The organism is Stutzerimonas urumqiensis, assembly GCF_003640395.1.
In the GTDB taxonomy this organism is placed as follows: domain Bacteria; phylum Pseudomonadota; class Gammaproteobacteria; order Pseudomonadales; family Pseudomonadaceae; genus Stutzerimonas; species Stutzerimonas urumqiensis.
Map to the genome: position 1 here is coordinate 293,028 of NZ_RBZQ01000005.1, position 16,523 is coordinate 309,550.

Genomic DNA, 16,523 nt, shown 5'->3' on the forward strand with positions numbered 1-16,523 from the left:
ATGTTCTCGTCCTCGCCGCCCTGACCCACCAGGCGGCTCGGTAGAAATAGGCAGGCGCATGGCAGGAATCGGCTAACGACCGACGACCTCCCGGTCTCACTCTGGCTTCACCGCCTCACCGAGGCACATCCAGAGAGGAGAACAGCCATGCACACCATCGAAGGCAAAGTCGTCGCGATTACCGGTGCCAGCAGTGGGATCGGTGAAGCAACCGCCCGGCTGCTCGCCAGCCGCGGCGCCACGGTCGTCCTGGGCGCTCGTCGTACCGAACGGCTCGAGCAGATCGCCGGCGACATCCGCGCAGCCGGTGGCACCGCCGAATTCCGCGCGCTGGACGTCACCGATCGAAGCGATGTCCAGGCGTTCGTCGACTTCGCGGCCAGCCGACACGGTCGCCTCGACGTGCTCGTCAATAACGCTGGCGTGATGCCCCTTTCCAAGCTCGAGGCGCTCAAGGTCGACGAGTGGGACCGCATGATCGACGTCAACATCCGCGGCGTGCTGCACGGAATCGCCGCGGCACTGCCGCTGATGCAGCGCCAGCGTGCCGGTCAGATCATCAACATGGCGTCGATCGGCGCCTACGCCGTGAGCCCCACCGCCGCCGTCTACTGCGCGACCAAGTTCGCCGTCCGGGCCATCTCCGAAGGGCTGCGCCAGGAAGTCGGTGGCGACATCCGCGTCACCGTCGTCTCGCCCGGCGTCACCGAATCGGAGCTGGCCGACAGCATCTCCGACGAAGGCGGACGCGCGGAAATGCAGGCGTTCCGCAAGATCGCCATCCCCGCCGATGCGATCGCCCGCGCGGTTGCCTACGCCGTCGAACAGCCGGCGGACGTGGACGTGAGCGAACTGATCGTTCGGCCGACGGCCAGCCCCTACTGACGCGCACGCACCGTCCGATTCACACCTCACCGATTCGCGCATCGCCCGGTTCGTCACGTCGCGGGCCGACCGGGCGTCGCCCCCCTGAAAGGAGTGCTGCGATGACCATTCAACGCTACGTGTTCGCCCTGTTCACCCTGCTGGCGCCGCTCGGCGTGTCCGCCGCACAGGCAGGTACGCCCCCGGAAGCCGAAGCGGCGACCGAACGCAACCGCCAGTTCATCGCGCAGGCCTTCGCCGACTGGGCGGCGGGAGAGGGTTCGTTCTTCGATGACGTCCTGACCGAGGATGCGGTCTGGATCATCAAGGGGTCCGGCCCCTCCGCCGGCGTCTACAGGGGGCGCGACGACTTCATGGAACGCGCCATCAAACCCTTCGCCGACCGCATGGCGACCTTCGTCCAGCCGACGGTCCGGGACATCTGGGCCGACGGCGAGCATGTGATCGTCCACTGGGATGGCGCCGGAACGGCCGCCGACGGCGCGCCCTACCGCAACAGCTACGTGTGGATTCTGCGAATGGACGACGGAAAGGCCGCCGAGGTGATCGCCTTCCTCGACCTGCCCGAATATGAAGATGTACTCCAGCGCGTTCCAGCCCCCAGGACATGACCTGTTGCACGGCGAAGGGCCAGGCGCATTGGGCTTGCAGGGTTCACTGAGGGTGGTCGTCCAATCGACGTCATGGAACGACTCATGCTGGGAACAAGGCAACCACGCCGGGCCGAAATACCTCGGCGTGGGCGCCCTAGCCTTTGAACCCTTTGGCGACCAGATAAACCTCTCTGGACCGCGGCCGCGAGGCCTCGGGTTTGCGTATCACGACTTTTTCGAATGAACCGCGAACATCCTTGAGGAAGGCGTCCGAGCCTTCGCCCTGGAAGACCTTGACCACGTAGTTGCCGCCGGGCTTGAGCACCTGACGAACCATGTCCAGGGTGAGTTCGACCAGGTGCATCGAGGCGGCCTGGTCAGCGGCTGCGACCCCGCTGATATTGGGCGCGATGTCGGACACGATCAGATCGGGCTGCCTGCCGCCGAGCATGCCGAGGATCTGATTGAAGACCGCGTCCTGGGTGAAGTCGCCCTGAACGAAATCCACATTGTCGAGCGCGCCCATCGGCAGGATGTCGGTAGCCAGCACCCGCCCCGTTTCGCCGACGATACCGCCGGCCACCTGCGACCAGCCTCCCGGGGCCGAGCCCAGATCCATGACCAGCATGCCGGGGCGTATCAGCTTGTCCTTCTCGTTCAGCTCGATCAGCTTGTAGCTGGAACGCGAGCGCAGGCCATCTTTCTGGGCGCGTTTGACGAAAGGATCGTTGACGTGTTCATCCAGCCACCGGCGGCTGCTTTTGGATCGTTTCATGGGAAAGCCAACCACGGGGCATCAAGGTGAAGAGCGACCTGCGCGCCGGAGCGAAGCGCCCAGGCCGCAAAGTGGCGGCGATTATAAGCCGATATCGCGGCGCCGCGGGGCTGCGAGCCACCCCGCGCGCGCCACCGACGCCTGACGGACACCCATCGGAGAAGACCTGACAGCAGCAAGCCGCCACGCGTACACTCCGCGCCCTGCTTCACCTTCCGTTTCTTCCTCTGCCGGGGTCACCGGCCAGGACTACCGCCATGATTCGCCTCAACGAGCTGTCCCTGCCCCTCGATCATTCCGCCGACGAACTGCGCGCGGCCATCGTCGAGCGGCTCGGCATCAGCGACGCCGACCTGCTGAACTTCACCGTGTTCAAGCGCAGCTACGATGCGCGCAAGAAGAACAGCGTCATCCTGTTCATCTACATCATTGACCTGGAAGCCCGGCACGAAGCGGCGATCCTGGCGCGCCTCGCCAACGACCGCAACGTGCGCCCTGCCCCGGATACCGGCTATTACCCGGTCGGGCAGGCGCCAGCCGGCCTGAATGAACGACCGCTGGTGGTGGGCTTCGGCCCCTGCGGCCTGTTCGCGGCGCTGCTGCTCGCGCAGATGGGCTTCAAGCCCATCGTGCTGGAGCGCGGCCGGGACGTGCGCCGCCGCACCAAGGACACCTGGGCGCTATGGCGCAAGAAGGCCCTTACGCCCGAGTCCAACGTGCAATTCGGCGAGGGCGGCGCCGGGCTGTTCTCCGACGGCAAGCTCTACAGCCAGATCAAGGACCCGAAGTTCTACGCCCGCAAGGTGATGCACGAGTTCGTACGCGCCGGCGCGCCGGAAGAGATCATGTACGTGAGCAAGCCGCACATCGGCACCTTCCGCCTGACCGGCGTGGTGGCCGCGATGCGCGAGGAAATCATCGCCCTCGGCGGCGAGGTGCGTTTCGAGAGCAAGGTCACCGACCTCGTGATCGACGACGGCCAGCTCGAAGGCGTGGTGCTGGCCAGCGGCGAGACGCTTCGCAGCCGCCATGTCGTGCTCGCGCTGGGCCACAGTTCCCGCGACACCTTCCGCATGCTGCATCGCCAGGGCGTGTTCATCGAGGCCAAGCCCTTTGCCGTGGGCTTCCGGATCGAACACCCGCAAGGGATGATCGATCAGGCCCGCCTCGGCAAATATGCCGGCCACCCGGAGCTTGGCGCCGCCGACTACAAGCTGGTGCATCACGCCAGCAACGGCCGCGCCGTCTACAGCTTCTGCATGTGCCCCGGCGGCACCGTGGTGGCGGCCACCTCCGAGCCTGGGCGCGTTGTGACCAATGGCATGAGCCAGTACTCGCGCAACGAGCGCAATGCCAATGCCGGCATCGTCGTGGGCATCAACCCGGAGCAGGATTTCCCGGGCGGCCCGCTGGCCGGCGTGGAGTTGCAGGAGCGCCTGGAATCGCACGCTTACGCACTGGGTGGCAGCGACTACTGCGCGCCTGCGCAGCTGGTCGGTGACTTCATCCGCGGCGTGCCGTCGACCGCGTTCGGCGAGGTGGAGCCGTCCTACAAGCCGGGTGTGCGCCTGGGCGATCTGGCGCCTTCGCTGCCCGAGTATGCGATCGAAGCCATCCGCGAAGCACTGCCCGCTTTCGGCAAGCAGATTCGCGGTTTCGATCGCGATGACGCGGTACTCACCGGGATCGAAACCCGCACGTCGTCTCCGGTGCGCATCACCCGTGACCCGGAAACGTTGCAAAGCCTGAACCTGCGCGGCTTGTACCCGGCTGGCGAAGGCGCCGGCTATGCGGGCGGCATCCTCTCGGCGGGTGTCGATGGAATCAAGGTCGCCGAGGCGCTGGCGCGATCCCTACTGGACACAACGGGTGGCCAGCCCCGCCAAGCGGCAAGCTGATGAAAATCGACGAGGTCAAAAAACTCCACCTGAAAAAGTACCGGGCCGAGTTCGGTTGCTTTCTCGTGGAGGGCGAGCACCTGGTTCTCGAACTGCAGAAAGCCGCGCTGCATCACCCGCATCTGCAGCGCAGCGAACTGTACGTCACCGCCGCCTACGAGCACTGGCAGAGCCCGTTCCGGACGCACCTGATCAGCGAACGCCAGATGGCGCAGATCGCCGACACCAAGACCCCGCAAGGCATCGTTGCGCGGGTGCCGATGCCAACCACAGCCGCGCCGGTTTCGGCGTCCGGCGACGAGCGCGCCATCTACCTGCATGAAGTCCAGGACCCGGGCAATCTCGGCACCATCCTGCGCACGCTGGCCTGGTTCGGCAGTTTCCGCTGCCTGCTCAGCCCCGGCAGCGTCGACCCGTACAACCCCAAGGTCGTGCGCGCCAGCATGGGAGCGATCTTCCATACGCCCCTTGAGCTGGATGTCGGGCTCGATGCGTTGCGTGCGCGCTTCGAGCGAATCGCCTGCCTGGACATGCAGGGCGAACCGATCCAATCGGCGGGCTTCGGCAGCTTCGACTGCTACCTGTTCGGCAACGAAGCCCGTGGCGTGCCGCGCGAGCGATTGACCGACCTCGATGCGCAGCCGTTCACCATCCACGGCTGCGGCACCATCGAGTCGCTGAACCTCGCGGCGACGGTCAACATGTGCGCCTATGAGTTGAGCCGATCACGCATCCGCAGCGCGTAGGCGGGCACGATCGGAGCCGACGCAACCTGTTGACCGGAACGACCCTTGACGGTGCGCCCTATCGCAACAGACATGCGTGGATGACGGAAAGCCGCCGAGGGGAGCGCTGTAGCTGCCTCGCTCAGCGCTCCCCGACAGGCGCCATCCGGCTTCGCTCAGGCCCGCTCGTCTGTCTCGCTGGCGGTGCGGGTGAGCGGCGGATCGTTGCGTGTCTTCCACAGCGACAGCAGCACACCGCCCGCCAGCAGGCCGACCGTGACGCTCAGGGAGATCACCGGCGGGGTCTTGCCGATGATGCCCACCAGGAAAATCTTGCAGCCGATGAACACCAGCACCAGCGCCAGGGCGTACTTGAGGTAGGCGAAGCGGTGGATCATCGCCGCCAGCGCGAAGTACAGCGCACGCAGGCCAAGGATCGCGAAGATGTTCGAGGTGTAGACGATGAACGGGTCCTGGGTGATGGCGAAGATCGCCGGCACGCTGTCGACCGCGAAGACCAGGTCCGCGCATTCGATCAGCACCAGCGCCAGGAACAGCGGCGTCGCCCAAAGTACCGTTCGCCCGCTGGCATCGGGCTCGCGCACGAAGAAGCGGCCCTCGTGCAGGCGGTCGGTGACGCGCATGTGACGGCGCAGCAACCGGATCAGCGGATTGCTGGCCAGGTCCGGGTGATCGTCCACCTTGCTGAACAGCATCTTCACGCCGGTCAGCAGCAGGAAGACGCCGAACACGTAGAGAATCCAGCTGAACTCGGCGATCAGCGCGGCACCCAAGCCGATCATGATCGCGCGCAGCACGATCACGCCGAGGATGCCCCAGAACAGCACCTCGTGCTGGTACTTACGCGGGATGGCGAGGAAGCTGAAGATCATCGCCATGAGAAACACGTTGTCCATGGACAACGACTTCTCGATCAGAAAGCCGGTGTAGAAATCCATACCGGCATCGCCGCCCTTGATGTGCCACACCCACAAGCCGAACAGCAGGCCGGCGGTGATGTAGCCCGCTGACAGCAGCAAGCTTTCCTTGACGCCGATTTCGCGATGCTCGCGGTGCAGCACGCCGAGGTCGAAGACCAAGAGCGCGATGACGATGCCGATGAAGATCAGCCACAACCAGGTAGCGGTGCCGAGAAACTCGGCCATGAAGAACGGTTCCAGGGTGCTCATGAGCCCCTCCTTCGTCGAAGTTGTACAAACTGCGACTCCGACATGGCAGCACTCGGCTGTCAGAGGGGCCCGGCGTCACGGCGCCAATCTAGCAGGCGCCGTGCGGCGCTCAAGCCGTCCGGCTTTGCAAATTATTTCCATCCCGGCAAGCGTCGCGTTCGCCGGCTGACCGCGCCCCCGTGACCGGCTCAGTACCCCCGCTGCACATCCACCACGCCACTCACCGGCGCTCCGGCTTCGAGCGCGCCGATCTTCGTGCAGATCTGCTCGACCGTCGCATCGCGCAGGGTGCGGGCCGAAATGTGCGGGGTGATGGTGATGCCCGGGGTGCGCCAGAACGGGTGGTCGGCGGGGAGCGGTTCCTGGCGGAAGACGTCGAGCACGGCCCGGGTGACCTGGCCCTCGGCGAGCGCGCGGATGAGGTCGTCGTCGACCAGGTGTTCGCCGCGACCGACGTTGATCACCACGGCATTCGGTTGCAGGCGGCTGAGCAGGCGGTAGTCGATGAGATCGCGCGTGTCATCGGTCAGCGGAAGCGTGTTGATGAGCACCCGCGTGGCGGACAGGAAGGTGTCGAGCCCGGCCTGTCCGGCATGGCTCTGCACGCCGTCGAGCGCATGCTCGCTGCGCGCCCAGCCATGCACCGGGTAGTCCAGCGCGGCGAGGGTCCGCGCGACCCGCTTGCCGATATGGCCAAGCCCGAGCACGCCGACGGGCCATTCGCTGCGCTTGATCGGCCGATGGATCTTCCAGCGCTGCTCGGCCTGCTGCTGGCGGTAGAGGTCCATGTCGCGACTGGCGCCAACCACGTGATAGGCGACGTACTCGGCCATCTGCACGGACATGCCGGCGTCTTCCAGCCGCACCACCGGGATGTCGCGTGGCAGGTTCGGCAGTCGCAGCAGGCCGTCGATCCCCGCGCCCAGGTTGAACACCGCACGCAGCGAGCGCTCCTGTTCGAAGAGCGCCTCGGAAGGCTGCCAGACCAGCGCGTAGTCGGCGCCGGTTGGCGGCAGGCCGGCTTGCCAGACGATGATTTCGGCATCGGGCAGTTGCGCGGCGATCAGGTCGGTCCAGCGTTCGGGTTGCGGGTCGTAGGCCGCGAACAGGATTTTCATGCGGTGTCCTTGTGGGTTCGGCTGGGCATTGGGGCGTTAGCGGGGGTTCAGCGGGTTGGGTGCAATCCTTGTTGATCTGGCGGGGGGCGGTTCGCCCGCAAGCGGGCTCCTACGGGTTGGTGCAATTCTTGTCGATCTGGCGGGGGCGGCTCGCCCGCAAGCGGGCTCCTACGGGGCGGGGGCGATTCGTCTCGAGGCGGCAGGGGCGCGGCGCAGGCGGTGGGCCTGAGACCGCGCATCCGTCAGACGGCGTAGACCTGCCCTTCGCTTTCGAGCAGCCGCAGCAGGGCTGGCCAGGTGAGTTTTGCGGCTTTGCCGAGTTCCTGCGATTGCTGGCGGGTGGTTTCGATGGCGGCGGCCGAGGGTGTCCAAGTCGGGCCGCAGGCCTGGGCGCGTACCTGGATTTCGCAGGCCTTCATCAGGAAGTACAGGTAGGTGAACGCCTCGGGCACGTCGCGGCCGAGGGTGAGTACGCCGTGGTTGCGCAGCATCATCATCGACTTGTTGCCGAGGTCGCGCGTGAGTCGCTCGCGCTCGCCGAGGTCCAGCGCCACGCCTTCGTAGTCGTGGTAGCTCAGGTGATCCAGGCACAGCATGGCGGTCTGGCTCAGCGGCAGCAGGCCGTCCCGGTGCGCGGACACGGCGACGCCGTCGGCGGCGTGCAGGTGCATCACCGCGCCGGCATCCTCGCGGTTCATGTGCACCGCGCTGTGGATGGTGAAGCCGGCCGGGTTGACCCGATGCAGGCTGCCGCTCTGGACGATGTTGCCGTCCTGGTCGATCTTCACCAGCGAAGACGCCGTGATCTCGCGGAACAGCAGCCCGTAGGGGTTGATCAGGAAGTGATGGTCACCACCCGGTACGCGCGCCGAGAGGTGGGTGAACACCAGATCGTCCCAGCCGAAGTGGGCGACCAGTCGGTACGCGGCGGCGAGGTCCTTGCGCACCTGCCACTCGGCTTCGCGTTGCTCGATGCGGCCTGAATCCTGGCCGGTGATGCTGGACGTTTGCATGGGTCTCTCCCCTTGGCGTGGCGGCTCGGTGGTGTGGCGGCTCAGACTGTCGCCGCGTCGGTCGTCTGGGCACAGCGGGCGTTCTCTTCTTCCTGCAGAGCACGCCACATCAGCTTGCCGGTCGAGGAACGCGGCAGCGCGCTACGGAACTCGACGCACACCGGCGCCTTGTAGGCCGCCATCTCGGCGCGGCACCAGTCGATGATGTCCTGCTCGCTGACACGCCCGACCTCCGCTTCGCGCAGCACCACGCAGGCCTTGACCGTTTCGCCGCGCTTGGGGTCGGGGGTCGAGATCACGCAGCACTCCTGAATCGCCGGATGCCGGTACATGAGGCTTTCCACCTCCGATGGCCAGACCTTGAAGCCCGAGGCGTTGATCATGCGTTTGACCCGGTCGACCATGAAGAAGTAGCCCTCTTCGTCGTAACAGCCTAGATCGCCGGTGCGGAAGAAGCGCTTTCCATCCAGCTCGATGAAGGCCTTGGCGGTTTCCTCGGGCCGGTTCCAGTAGCCCTGGAAGACTTGCGGGCCGTGGCTGACGATCTCGCCCACCTCGTTCGGGCCGAGTTCGCGCAGCGTCTCGGGGTCGACGACGCGGCTGTCGACGTCGAACACCGGAATGCCCAGGCACTGGGCCTTGGGCTTGTCGAGCGGGTTGATGTGCGTGGCCGCGATGGTCTCGGACAGGCCGTAGCCCTCGATGTACGGCAAGCCGGTCAGACGCCGCAGCTTCTCTTCCACGGCCCTGGGCATCGCCGCCCCGCCACCGCCGATGTTGCGCAGGCTGGACAGGTCGTAGCGCTCGACGTCCGGGTCGGAGAGGAAGTCGATCGCCATCGTGGCGATGTTGATCCACGAGGTGATGCGGTAGCGCTCGATCAGCCGTGCCGCGACCTCGCGGTTCCAGCGGGTCATGATCACCGCGGTGGCGCCCTGGTAGATCGGGCCGCTCATGGCGCCCTGCATGCCGGTCACGTGGAAGTACGGCAACGTGGCCAGCACCACCGCCTCGCTCGACATCTGCGTCCAGGCCGCGCGGTGGACGATGGTCGCCATCGCCGAGTAATGGGTGTGCACGCAGCCCTTGGGCGCGCCGGTGGTGCCGGAGCTGTAGGGGAACACGCAGTGATCGTCCGGCCCGGCCGTGTGCGGGCCTGGCGCATGGCCGGCGGCGAGCGCGTCGGACCAGGCGATGCCGCCGGCGAAACCGGGCGACTGGCTGGCCAGCTGCACCTCGGCCGGCAACGCCAGGTCGGTGGGTTCGCGCACGTACTCGCCATAGTTGGCGACGATCACCTGGCGCAGCGCCTCGTGACCGACCAGCGGCGCGATCTGCTCGATCAGCTCCTGGCCGCACAGGCACACGGCAGCGCCGGTATCGGCCAGGTAATGCTCGAGTTCGGCGGTGTGATTCATCGGGTTGACCGGGACCACCACCGCATCGGCCCGCAGGATGGCGTAGTAGCCGATGGTGAATTGCGGCGCGTTCTGCATGTACAGCAGCACGCGGTCGCCCTTGGCCACGCCGAGGTGTTGGAGGTAGCCGGCCAGCGCTTCGACTTCGGCGAGCAGGTCGCGGTAACGGATCTCGCTGCCGTAGTAGACGATCGCCGTCTTGTCCGGGTAGCGCCGGGCGGCGATTTCCAGGTTGGCGAACAGGCTGGTGCGCGGCACCGCCAGCGAGCGGGGCAAGTACGCGGGCCAGACGGCGTGGTGACGAGTGAACATGCGTAAGTCCTCTTAGTCCGCCGCGAGGAGCGTCGCCAGGTCGGTTTCCTGGCCGGGCTCGAGCCAGCAGCGGGCGTCTCTCATGGGGGTGATGGCAATGCGCTTTTCGCGCAGCGCGGTGATGTCGGCATCCGGCGCGGTGATGTGCGCCGACGCGCGTTCGAACCCCAGCCACCAGTACGGCAGACCACGGGCGTCTTCGCCAGCGACCAGCCGCGCACGGCGGATCGAGCCCTCGGCGGTGCGCACGGCGCGCACGTGGCTGATCTCGTCGGCGCCGCAGGCCGGGAAATTCACGTTCCAGCAGCCGCCTTCCGGGCTGTGCGCCCAGAGGCGGCGGATGATCGGCTCGGCGTAGGTGTCGACCGGCGACCAGTCGATGCGCGCGCGGTCGGTGAACGCCTGGCTCAGCGCGACGGTCGGCAGCCCCAGCAGGGCCGCGCTCATCACCGCGCCGACCGTGCCGGAGTACGGCACCGAATCGCCGATGTTGGCGCCGGCATTGATGCCCGAGAGAACCAGATCCGGCGGGCTCGCCTCCAGCCACTGGGCCATCGCGAACATCACGCAGTCCGACGGCGTGCCGGACACCGCATAGCGCCGCACGCCGTGTTCGAACACCCGCAGCGGGGCATGCAGCGAAATGCTCTGGCCGGTGCCGCTCTGGTCGTGCTCCGGCGCGACCACCCACACCTCCTCGGCCAGCGCCGCCGCGATGCGTTCGAGCCGCGCCAGCCCCGGCGCGGCGATGCCGTCGTCATTGGTGACCAGCACCCGGCGAAACAAGGCGGTCATCGCGCGCCCTCCGCGCCCTGCTGGGCGATGCGCCAGCCCGTCTCCGCGAGCACGCCGGCGCGCTGGCCGACCTCCAGGGCATCGGCATTGCTGGCGTTGCCTTGCAGCGCGCGGGCATAGACGCCTTGCACGATGGCCGCCAGCCGGAACAGCGAAAACGCGACGAACACGTGCCAGTCCTCCAGCCCGGCGCGGCCGGTCTGCTGGCAGTAGCGTTCGAGCAGCTCGGATTCGGACGGAATGCCTTCGGCGGCGAGATCGATGCCGATCAATCCGCGCATGCCTTCGTACTCGGCGGGCAGGTGATACGGCAGGCAGTAATAGGCGAGGTCCGACAGCGGATGGCCGAGCGTCGACAGCTCCCAATCGAGGATCGCCCGTACCTGCGGCCTGTCGTTGGCGAGGATCAGGTTGCCCAGCCGGAAATCGCCGTGGGCGATCGCGGTTTCGTCATGGGCCGGCACGTGGTCGGGCAGCCATCGCATCAACGCCTCCATCGCCGGCAGGTCACCGGTGCGCGAGGCCTCGTACTGGCCGCTCCAGCGTTTGACCTGGCGGGCGACGTAGCCCTGCGACTTGCCGTAGTCGCCCAGCCCGATGGCGGCTGGATCGACGCGATGGAGCGCGGCCAGCGTGTCGATGGCGGCGACGTGAATCGCCCGCCGTTCTTCGCGTGCCGCCGGTTGCAGCGCCGGATGCGAGAGCACCCGGCCCTCGACGTAATCCATCACATAGAACGGCGTGCCGATCAGGCCCGCGTCTTCGCAGAGTACGCGGGCGATCGGCACCGGCAGCTCGGTGTGCTCGCCGAGCGCGCGGATCACCCGGTACTCGCGCTCGACCATGTGCGCCGACGGCAGGATCTTGCCCGGCGGCTTCTTGCGCAGCACGTAGCGACGGCCGCCGGTTTCCAGCAGGAAGGTCGGGTTGGACTGGCCGCCCTGGAACTGGCGCACGACGAGCGGCGCCTGCATGTCGGGCAGATGGTCGCGCAGGTAGCAGGCCAGCGCCGCCTCGTCGAAGCGGTGCGCCGGCAAAACATCGATCAGCTCGACCTGGCTCATGCGGCCGTCCTCAGCATGCGGTTTCCCCTCCGTCGGCGACGATCACCTGGCCGGTGATGTAGGCGCTGGCCGGCGCGGCGAGGAAGACGGCGAGCCCGGCGATGTCGATCGGCTCGCCAATGCGGCGCAGCGGGGTCTTTTCCGCGGCACGCTTGACCCGCTCGGGGTCGTCCAGCAGCGCCTTGGCGAAATCGGTGCGCACCAGACCGGGCGCGATGGCGTTGACGCGAATGCCCTTCGGCCCCCACTCGGCAGCGAGATTGCGCGCCAGCGCGGCCTCGGCGGCCTTCGACACGCCGTAGGTGCCGATGGTGGTGTTGCCGCGCAGCCCGGCGATGCTCGAGAGCATGATCACCGCGCCCTCGCCGCGCTCGGCCATCTGCGGCAGCACCAGGTTGGCGAGCCAGAAGGTGCCCTTGACGTTGGTGCCCATGATCTTGTCCCAGGCCTCGTCGGTCATCTCACTGGTCGGGCCGTAGACCGGGTTGGTGGCGGCGTTGCAGACCAGCACGTCGATGCGGCCCCAGGTCTCCAGCGTGGTCTGGACCAGCCGTTCGAGGTCTTCCTTGCGGCCGACGTGGCAGGGCACGGCGATGGCCTCGAAGCCCGCGGCCCTCAGTTCGCCAGCCACCTGCTCGCAGGCGTCGGCCTTGCGGCTGGAGATCACGACCTTGGCGCCGCACCTGGCCATTTCTTCGGCGATGGCGCGGCCGATGCCCTTGGTCGAGCCGGTGATGAGGGCGACCTTGCCGGTCAGGTCGAACAGGGGATTGTTCACGGAAGGCTTCCTTCTTGTCGTCGGGTTCGAGGATCAGCGCGGGTAGCGGGCCAGTTCCAGCTTGGCGATGGCGTCCAGGTGCACTTCGTCCGGGCCGTCGGCCAGGCGCAGGGTGCGCACCTTGGCCCAGGCGGCCGCGAGGAAGCTGTCCTGCGACACGCCCTTGGCGCCGTGCGCCTGGATCGCGCGGTCGAGCACGCGCAGTGCCATTTCCGGCGCGGCGGCCTTGATCATGGCGATTTCCTGGCGGGCCACCTTGTTGCCGACGGTGTCCATCATGTGCGCGGCCTTGAGCGTGAGCAGGCGCGTCTGCTCGATCTCGATGCGCGAACGGGCGATGTCCTTGCGAATGGAGTCGAACTTGGCCAGCGGCCGGCCGAACGCCTCGCGGCTCTGCACGCGCTCGCACATCTCCTTCAGCGCCCGCTCGGCGACGCCGATGGTGCGCATGCAGTGATGGATGCGGCCCGGACCGAGGCGCCCCTGGGCGATCTCGAAGCCGCGCCCCTCGCCAAGCAGCATGTTGCTCGCCGGCACCTGGACGTTGTCGTAGAGGATTTCGGCGTGGCCGTGCGGGGCGTGGTCGTAGCCGAACACCTCGAGCGCGCGAACGATCTTCACACCGGGGGTATCGAGCGGCACCAGGATCATCGATTGCTGACGGTGGCGCTCGGCGGTCGGGTCGGTCTTGCCCATGACGATGGCGATCTTGCAGGCGGTGGTCATGGCCCCGCTCGACCACCACTTGCGGCCGTTGATCACGTACTCGTCGCCTTCGCGGCGAATCTCGCAGGCGATGTTGGTGGCATCCGACGAGGCCACGTCCGGTTCGGTCATGGAGAAGCAGGAGCGGATCTCGCCATCCAGCAGCGGCTTGAGCCAGCGCTCCTGCTGCTCGGGCGTGCCGTAGCGCGCCAGCACCTCCATGTTGCCTGTGTCCGGCGCCGAGCAGTTGAACACTTCCGGCGCGTACGAGGAGCGCCCCATGACTTCGCACAGGTGGGCGTACTCGACGTTCGACAGGCCGGCGCCGAACTCGCTCTCCGGCAGGAACAGGTTCCACAGGCCCTGCGCGCGCGCCTTGGCCTTCAGTTCGGCGAGGATCGGCGGCTGCTCCCAACGGTTGGCCGCCTCGGCGATCTGCCGCTTGAAGACAGGCTCGTTCGGGTAGATGTGCGCGTCCATGAACGCGGTGAGCCGCGTGTGCAGGTCCTTGGCCGTTCCGGTCAGTTCGAACATCGCTTGATTCCTTATTGTCGTGAGTCGTCGTGCGGCACCAGCGGCACGCCTTCCGGCGCCTCGCTGCCCGAGCGCAGACGAAAGGTGGCCTCGCCGATGGCGAGCAAGTGGCCGTGCTGATCGCGGATTTCGCCGGAGCTGTTGAAGATGCGGCTGCCACCCGCACGCCGCGTGCCGGTGGCGCGGATCACGCCGCTGCCGCACTGGCCGGTGAAGGTGGTCGTGAGGGTCAGGGTCATGGCCTTGCGGATGCGGGTCGGGTCCGGGCAGTAGGTGCCGGCCTGGGCGAGTACCACGTCGAGCAGCGAGCACAGCACGCCGCCGTGCACCGAGCCGCCGAGGTTGAGGTGGCAGGCCTCGAGCGACAGTTCCAGCACCGCCTCGCCGTCACGCCAGGCCACCTGGCGGTAGCCGAGCACGCGGTGGAAGCCCGGCAAATCGCGGTCCAGCAGGCTGCGCGGGGTTTCGACGGAATCGGTCATGGCGCCTCCTAGACCTTCATGCCGGGCAGGTTCAGCGACGCGGTGTTGCCGCCATCGACCGGCAATGCCTGCCCGGTGATGAAGCTGGCGTCGTCGCTGGCGAGAAAGGCGATCGCCGCGGCGACCTCTTCCGGCCGGCCATAGCGGCGCAGCTCGCAGCGCGAACCGAGCTTGTGGCCCTTGCCCTGCTCGCGCGCGGCCTCGAACACCCGGCGGGTCATGCCGGTTTCGACGAGACCGGGGCACACGGCGTTGACGCGCACGTTCCACTCGCCCAGGTCGCAGGCGCAGGTCATGGTCAGGTTGATCAGCGCGGCCTTGGAGGCGCTGTAGGCGTTGCCGCCGGCGCCCGAGCGAAGGCCGGCGACCGACGCCGTGTTGACGATCGCGCCCTGCCGGCGAGCCTTCATCGACGGGGCGACATGCTTGCTGAGCAGCATCGGGCCGATCAGGTTGACGTCGAGCAGGCGCGCCCACTCGTCGCGGTCCTGCTGGTCGATCGGCGGATAGCCGCTGCCAGAGATCCCGGCGTTGTTGCACAGGACATCGATCTGCCCGAAGCGCTCCATCACCCGCTCGACCAGCGACTGCACTTGATCTTCCTGCGAGACATCCAGCGGGGCGCTCATGACATCCGTACCGGCCGGCAACTGGGCGACGGTCTCGGCAAGCCCTTCGGCGGCCCAGTCGACCAGCACCAGCCGGGCACCTTCGGCGGCCAGCCGCGCCGCGGTCGCACGACCGATGCCGCCGCCCGCTCCGGTGACGATCGCGACACGACCCGTGAATCGCATGCCTGCTTCCTCGCGAATTCTTGTTTCGAAAGAAACTCGCACGCATCCCGATCAAGGTCAAAGCGAAAAACAGTTTCATTCTGGCGAGTGATGGCGCGTTATTTTCCGCTTCTGCGAAACATCGGCCGATCGCACGATGGCGAAATGACCGATCGGTCAGCCTCAGTCGCTTGTTTCAGCGGCCTGCGCCGGGCGCCAATCGCATGGCAACGGCGGTAACAATTGCGATGATTTGAAAAATGAAATGGCTGTGATAGGTTTTCGCTTGCCCGCAAAAGTTAGTTTTGCTCTGCGAAACAACCGCGACGGGACGATCATGAAAAGCAGCCGATCGGCGCCACCGCCACGCCGGCCCACGACAAATACAAGAAGAGGAAGCGACATGAAGCTCAAGCCCCTGTTCAAGAAGCTGCTGCTCCCGGCCAGCGTGGCCGCGCTGGCCGCCTCCGCCCTGCTGCCCCAGTGGGCCGCCGCGCAGGAGGTCACCAAGTGGCGCGTGCAGTCGCACTGGCCGAGCGCCAGCAGCTCCTATGAAGACAGCCTCGTCCGCCTGAAGAACGAAATCGAGCGCCGCACCGACGGCCGCCTGCAATTGCAGCTGTTCGAAGCCGGCGCGCTGTTCAAACCGCAGGAAACCTTCAACGCGGTCAGCCGCGGCATCATCCAGATGGGCACCATCTCCCCCGGCTACGCGCAGGACAAGATCAGCCTCGCCGGCATCGCCTCGGGCTTGCCCTTCGCCTTCCAGAACGTGTGGGAGACCGCCTACTTCCACAAGCACATGGGCTTCGAGGACATGCTCCGCGAAGAGGCGGCGCAGCATGGCGTCTACTGGTCGACCGACAAGGTCTACCCGACCGAGATGGTCGTGAAGAACCCGATCAACAGCTGGGAAGACTTCACCAAGCTGAAGATTCGCTCCTCCGGCGCACTGCAGAAGTTCCTCGACGAGGCCGGCGCTTCCACCACCTACCTGCCAGGCGGCGAGCTCTACCCGGCGCTGGATACCGGCGTGGTCGACGGCGCGCACTGGGGCGCGGCGCAGGGCGCGGCGAGCATGAGCTTCTACGAAGTAGCGAAGTACCACGTCAAACCGGCACTGAACATCGCCGGCACCGACGTGATCATCGTCAGCCAGAAGGCGCTGGACAAGCTCTCCGAGCGCGACCAGGAGATCGTCAAGCAGGTGCTGGACGAGCAGTTCTGGTACCGCACCAACGAGTACCTGTACCAGGAGCAGATCGCCTTGCAGAAGGCCATCAAGGAGCAGGGCGTGCAGGTCAACGTGCTGCCCGAGGACGTGCAGGCGCGCCTTCGTGAAGTCGCGAAGAAAACCTGGGAAGAAGAAGGCAAGCGCAGCGAAAAGGCTGCCGAAGCGCTGGAAAAACTCAAGACCTTCCTCGCCGACCTCGGCTACCTGTAACCCCGCCCGACCGGCCGGCCC

16 protein-coding genes are annotated in these 16,523 nt (G+C 66.9%); 5 read left to right on the top strand and 11 right to left on the bottom strand.

What is annotated here, in order from left to right:
* Positions 1 to 147 precede the first annotated feature (147 nt).
* Positions 148 to 885: an SDR family oxidoreductase gene (locus tag D7325_RS12175; RefSeq protein ID WP_120996009.1), complete on the top strand. Its 738-nt coding sequence runs from the start codon at positions 148 to 150 to the stop codon at positions 883 to 885.
* Between the two features lie 101 nt (positions 886 to 986).
* Complete coding sequence (locus D7325_RS12180) at positions 987 to 1,496, top strand: nuclear transport factor 2 family protein (protein ID WP_120996011.1); 510 nt, start codon at positions 987 to 989, stop codon at positions 1,494 to 1,496.
* A 136-nt stretch (positions 1,497 to 1,632) separates the two neighbouring features.
* Here D7325_RS12180 and rlmE read toward each other — a convergent pair whose 3' ends face one another.
* Positions 1,633 to 2,253, bottom strand: coding sequence for a 23S rRNA (uridine(2552)-2'-O)-methyltransferase RlmE (gene rlmE / locus D7325_RS12185; protein ID WP_120996013.1), 621 nt, complete (start codon positions 2,251 to 2,253; stop codon positions 1,633 to 1,635).
* Positions 2,254 to 2,510: 257 nt separating this feature from the next.
* Here rlmE and D7325_RS12190 point away from each other — a divergent pair, with 257 nt between their 5' ends.
* Together D7325_RS12190 and D7325_RS12195 are read left to right on the top strand one after the other, a co-directional pair.
* Complete coding sequence (locus tag D7325_RS12190) at positions 2,511 to 4,151, top strand: NAD(P)/FAD-dependent oxidoreductase (protein ID WP_120996015.1); 1,641 nt, start codon at positions 2,511 to 2,513, stop codon at positions 4,149 to 4,151.
* A complete protein-coding gene (locus D7325_RS12195; protein WP_120996017.1) occupies positions 4,151 to 4,897 on the top strand; it encodes a TrmH family RNA methyltransferase in 747 nt (248 codons plus the stop codon). Before D7325_RS12190 ends, D7325_RS12195 begins: the two co-directional genes overlap by 1 nt.
* A 155-nt stretch (positions 4,898 to 5,052) precedes the next feature.
* Here D7325_RS12195 and D7325_RS12200 read toward each other — a convergent pair whose 3' ends face one another.
* From D7325_RS12200 to D7325_RS12245, 10 genes are all read right to left on the bottom strand, one after another.
* A complete protein-coding gene (locus D7325_RS12200; protein ID WP_120996019.1) occupies positions 5,053 to 6,066 on the bottom strand; it encodes a TerC family protein in 1,014 nt (337 codons plus the stop codon).
* A 188-nt stretch (positions 6,067 to 6,254) separates the two neighbouring features.
* The gene (locus tag D7325_RS12205; RefSeq protein ID WP_120996021.1) at positions 6,255 to 7,184 is read right to left on the bottom strand and encodes a 2-hydroxyacid dehydrogenase; all 930 of its coding nucleotides are present in this window, start codon (positions 7,182 to 7,184) and stop codon (positions 6,255 to 6,257) included.
* A 242-nt stretch (positions 7,185 to 7,426) separates the two neighbouring features.
* Entirely contained in the window at positions 7,427 to 8,197 is a 771-nt protein-coding gene (locus tag D7325_RS12210; RefSeq protein WP_120996023.1) for a class II aldolase/adducin family protein, read from the bottom strand.
* Between the two features lie 41 nt (positions 8,198 to 8,238).
* Complete coding sequence (locus D7325_RS12215) at positions 8,239 to 9,927, bottom strand: long-chain fatty acid--CoA ligase (protein ID WP_120996025.1); 1,689 nt, start codon at positions 9,925 to 9,927, stop codon at positions 8,239 to 8,241.
* A gap of 12 nt (positions 9,928 to 9,939) precedes the next feature.
* Positions 9,940 to 10,722, bottom strand: coding sequence for a 5'/3'-nucleotidase SurE (gene surE / locus D7325_RS12220; RefSeq protein WP_120996027.1), 783 nt, complete (start codon positions 10,720 to 10,722; stop codon positions 9,940 to 9,942).
* A complete protein-coding gene (locus tag D7325_RS12225; protein ID WP_120996029.1) occupies positions 10,719 to 11,786 on the bottom strand; it encodes a phosphotransferase in 1,068 nt (355 codons plus the stop codon). The genes surE and D7325_RS12225 overlap by 4 nt, the downstream gene beginning before the upstream one ends.
* A 10-nt stretch (positions 11,787 to 11,796) precedes the next feature.
* Positions 11,797 to 12,564, bottom strand: coding sequence for an SDR family NAD(P)-dependent oxidoreductase (locus tag D7325_RS12230; RefSeq protein ID WP_120996031.1), 768 nt, complete (start codon positions 12,562 to 12,564; stop codon positions 11,797 to 11,799).
* A gap of 33 nt (positions 12,565 to 12,597) precedes the next feature.
* Complete coding sequence (locus D7325_RS12235) at positions 12,598 to 13,803, bottom strand: acyl-CoA dehydrogenase family protein (protein WP_120996033.1); 1,206 nt, start codon at positions 13,801 to 13,803, stop codon at positions 12,598 to 12,600.
* Between the two features lie 11 nt (positions 13,804 to 13,814).
* Positions 13,815 to 14,285 carry a PaaI family thioesterase gene (locus D7325_RS12240; RefSeq protein WP_120996035.1) on the bottom strand — a complete coding sequence of 157 codons (471 nt, stop codon included), beginning with the start codon at positions 14,283 to 14,285 and terminating at the stop codon, positions 13,815 to 13,817.
* A gap of 8 nt (positions 14,286 to 14,293) precedes the next feature.
* On the bottom strand, positions 14,294 to 15,079 hold the full coding sequence (locus tag D7325_RS12245) for an SDR family NAD(P)-dependent oxidoreductase (RefSeq protein ID WP_120996037.1): 786 nt from the start codon (positions 15,077 to 15,079) through the stop codon (positions 14,294 to 14,296).
* Between the two features lie 382 nt (positions 15,080 to 15,461).
* Here D7325_RS12245 and dctP point away from each other — a divergent pair, with 382 nt between their 5' ends.
* Positions 15,462 to 16,502, top strand: coding sequence for a TRAP transporter substrate-binding protein DctP (gene dctP / locus D7325_RS12250; RefSeq protein WP_120996039.1), 1,041 nt, complete (start codon positions 15,462 to 15,464; stop codon positions 16,500 to 16,502).
* Positions 16,503 to 16,523 lie beyond the last annotated feature (21 nt).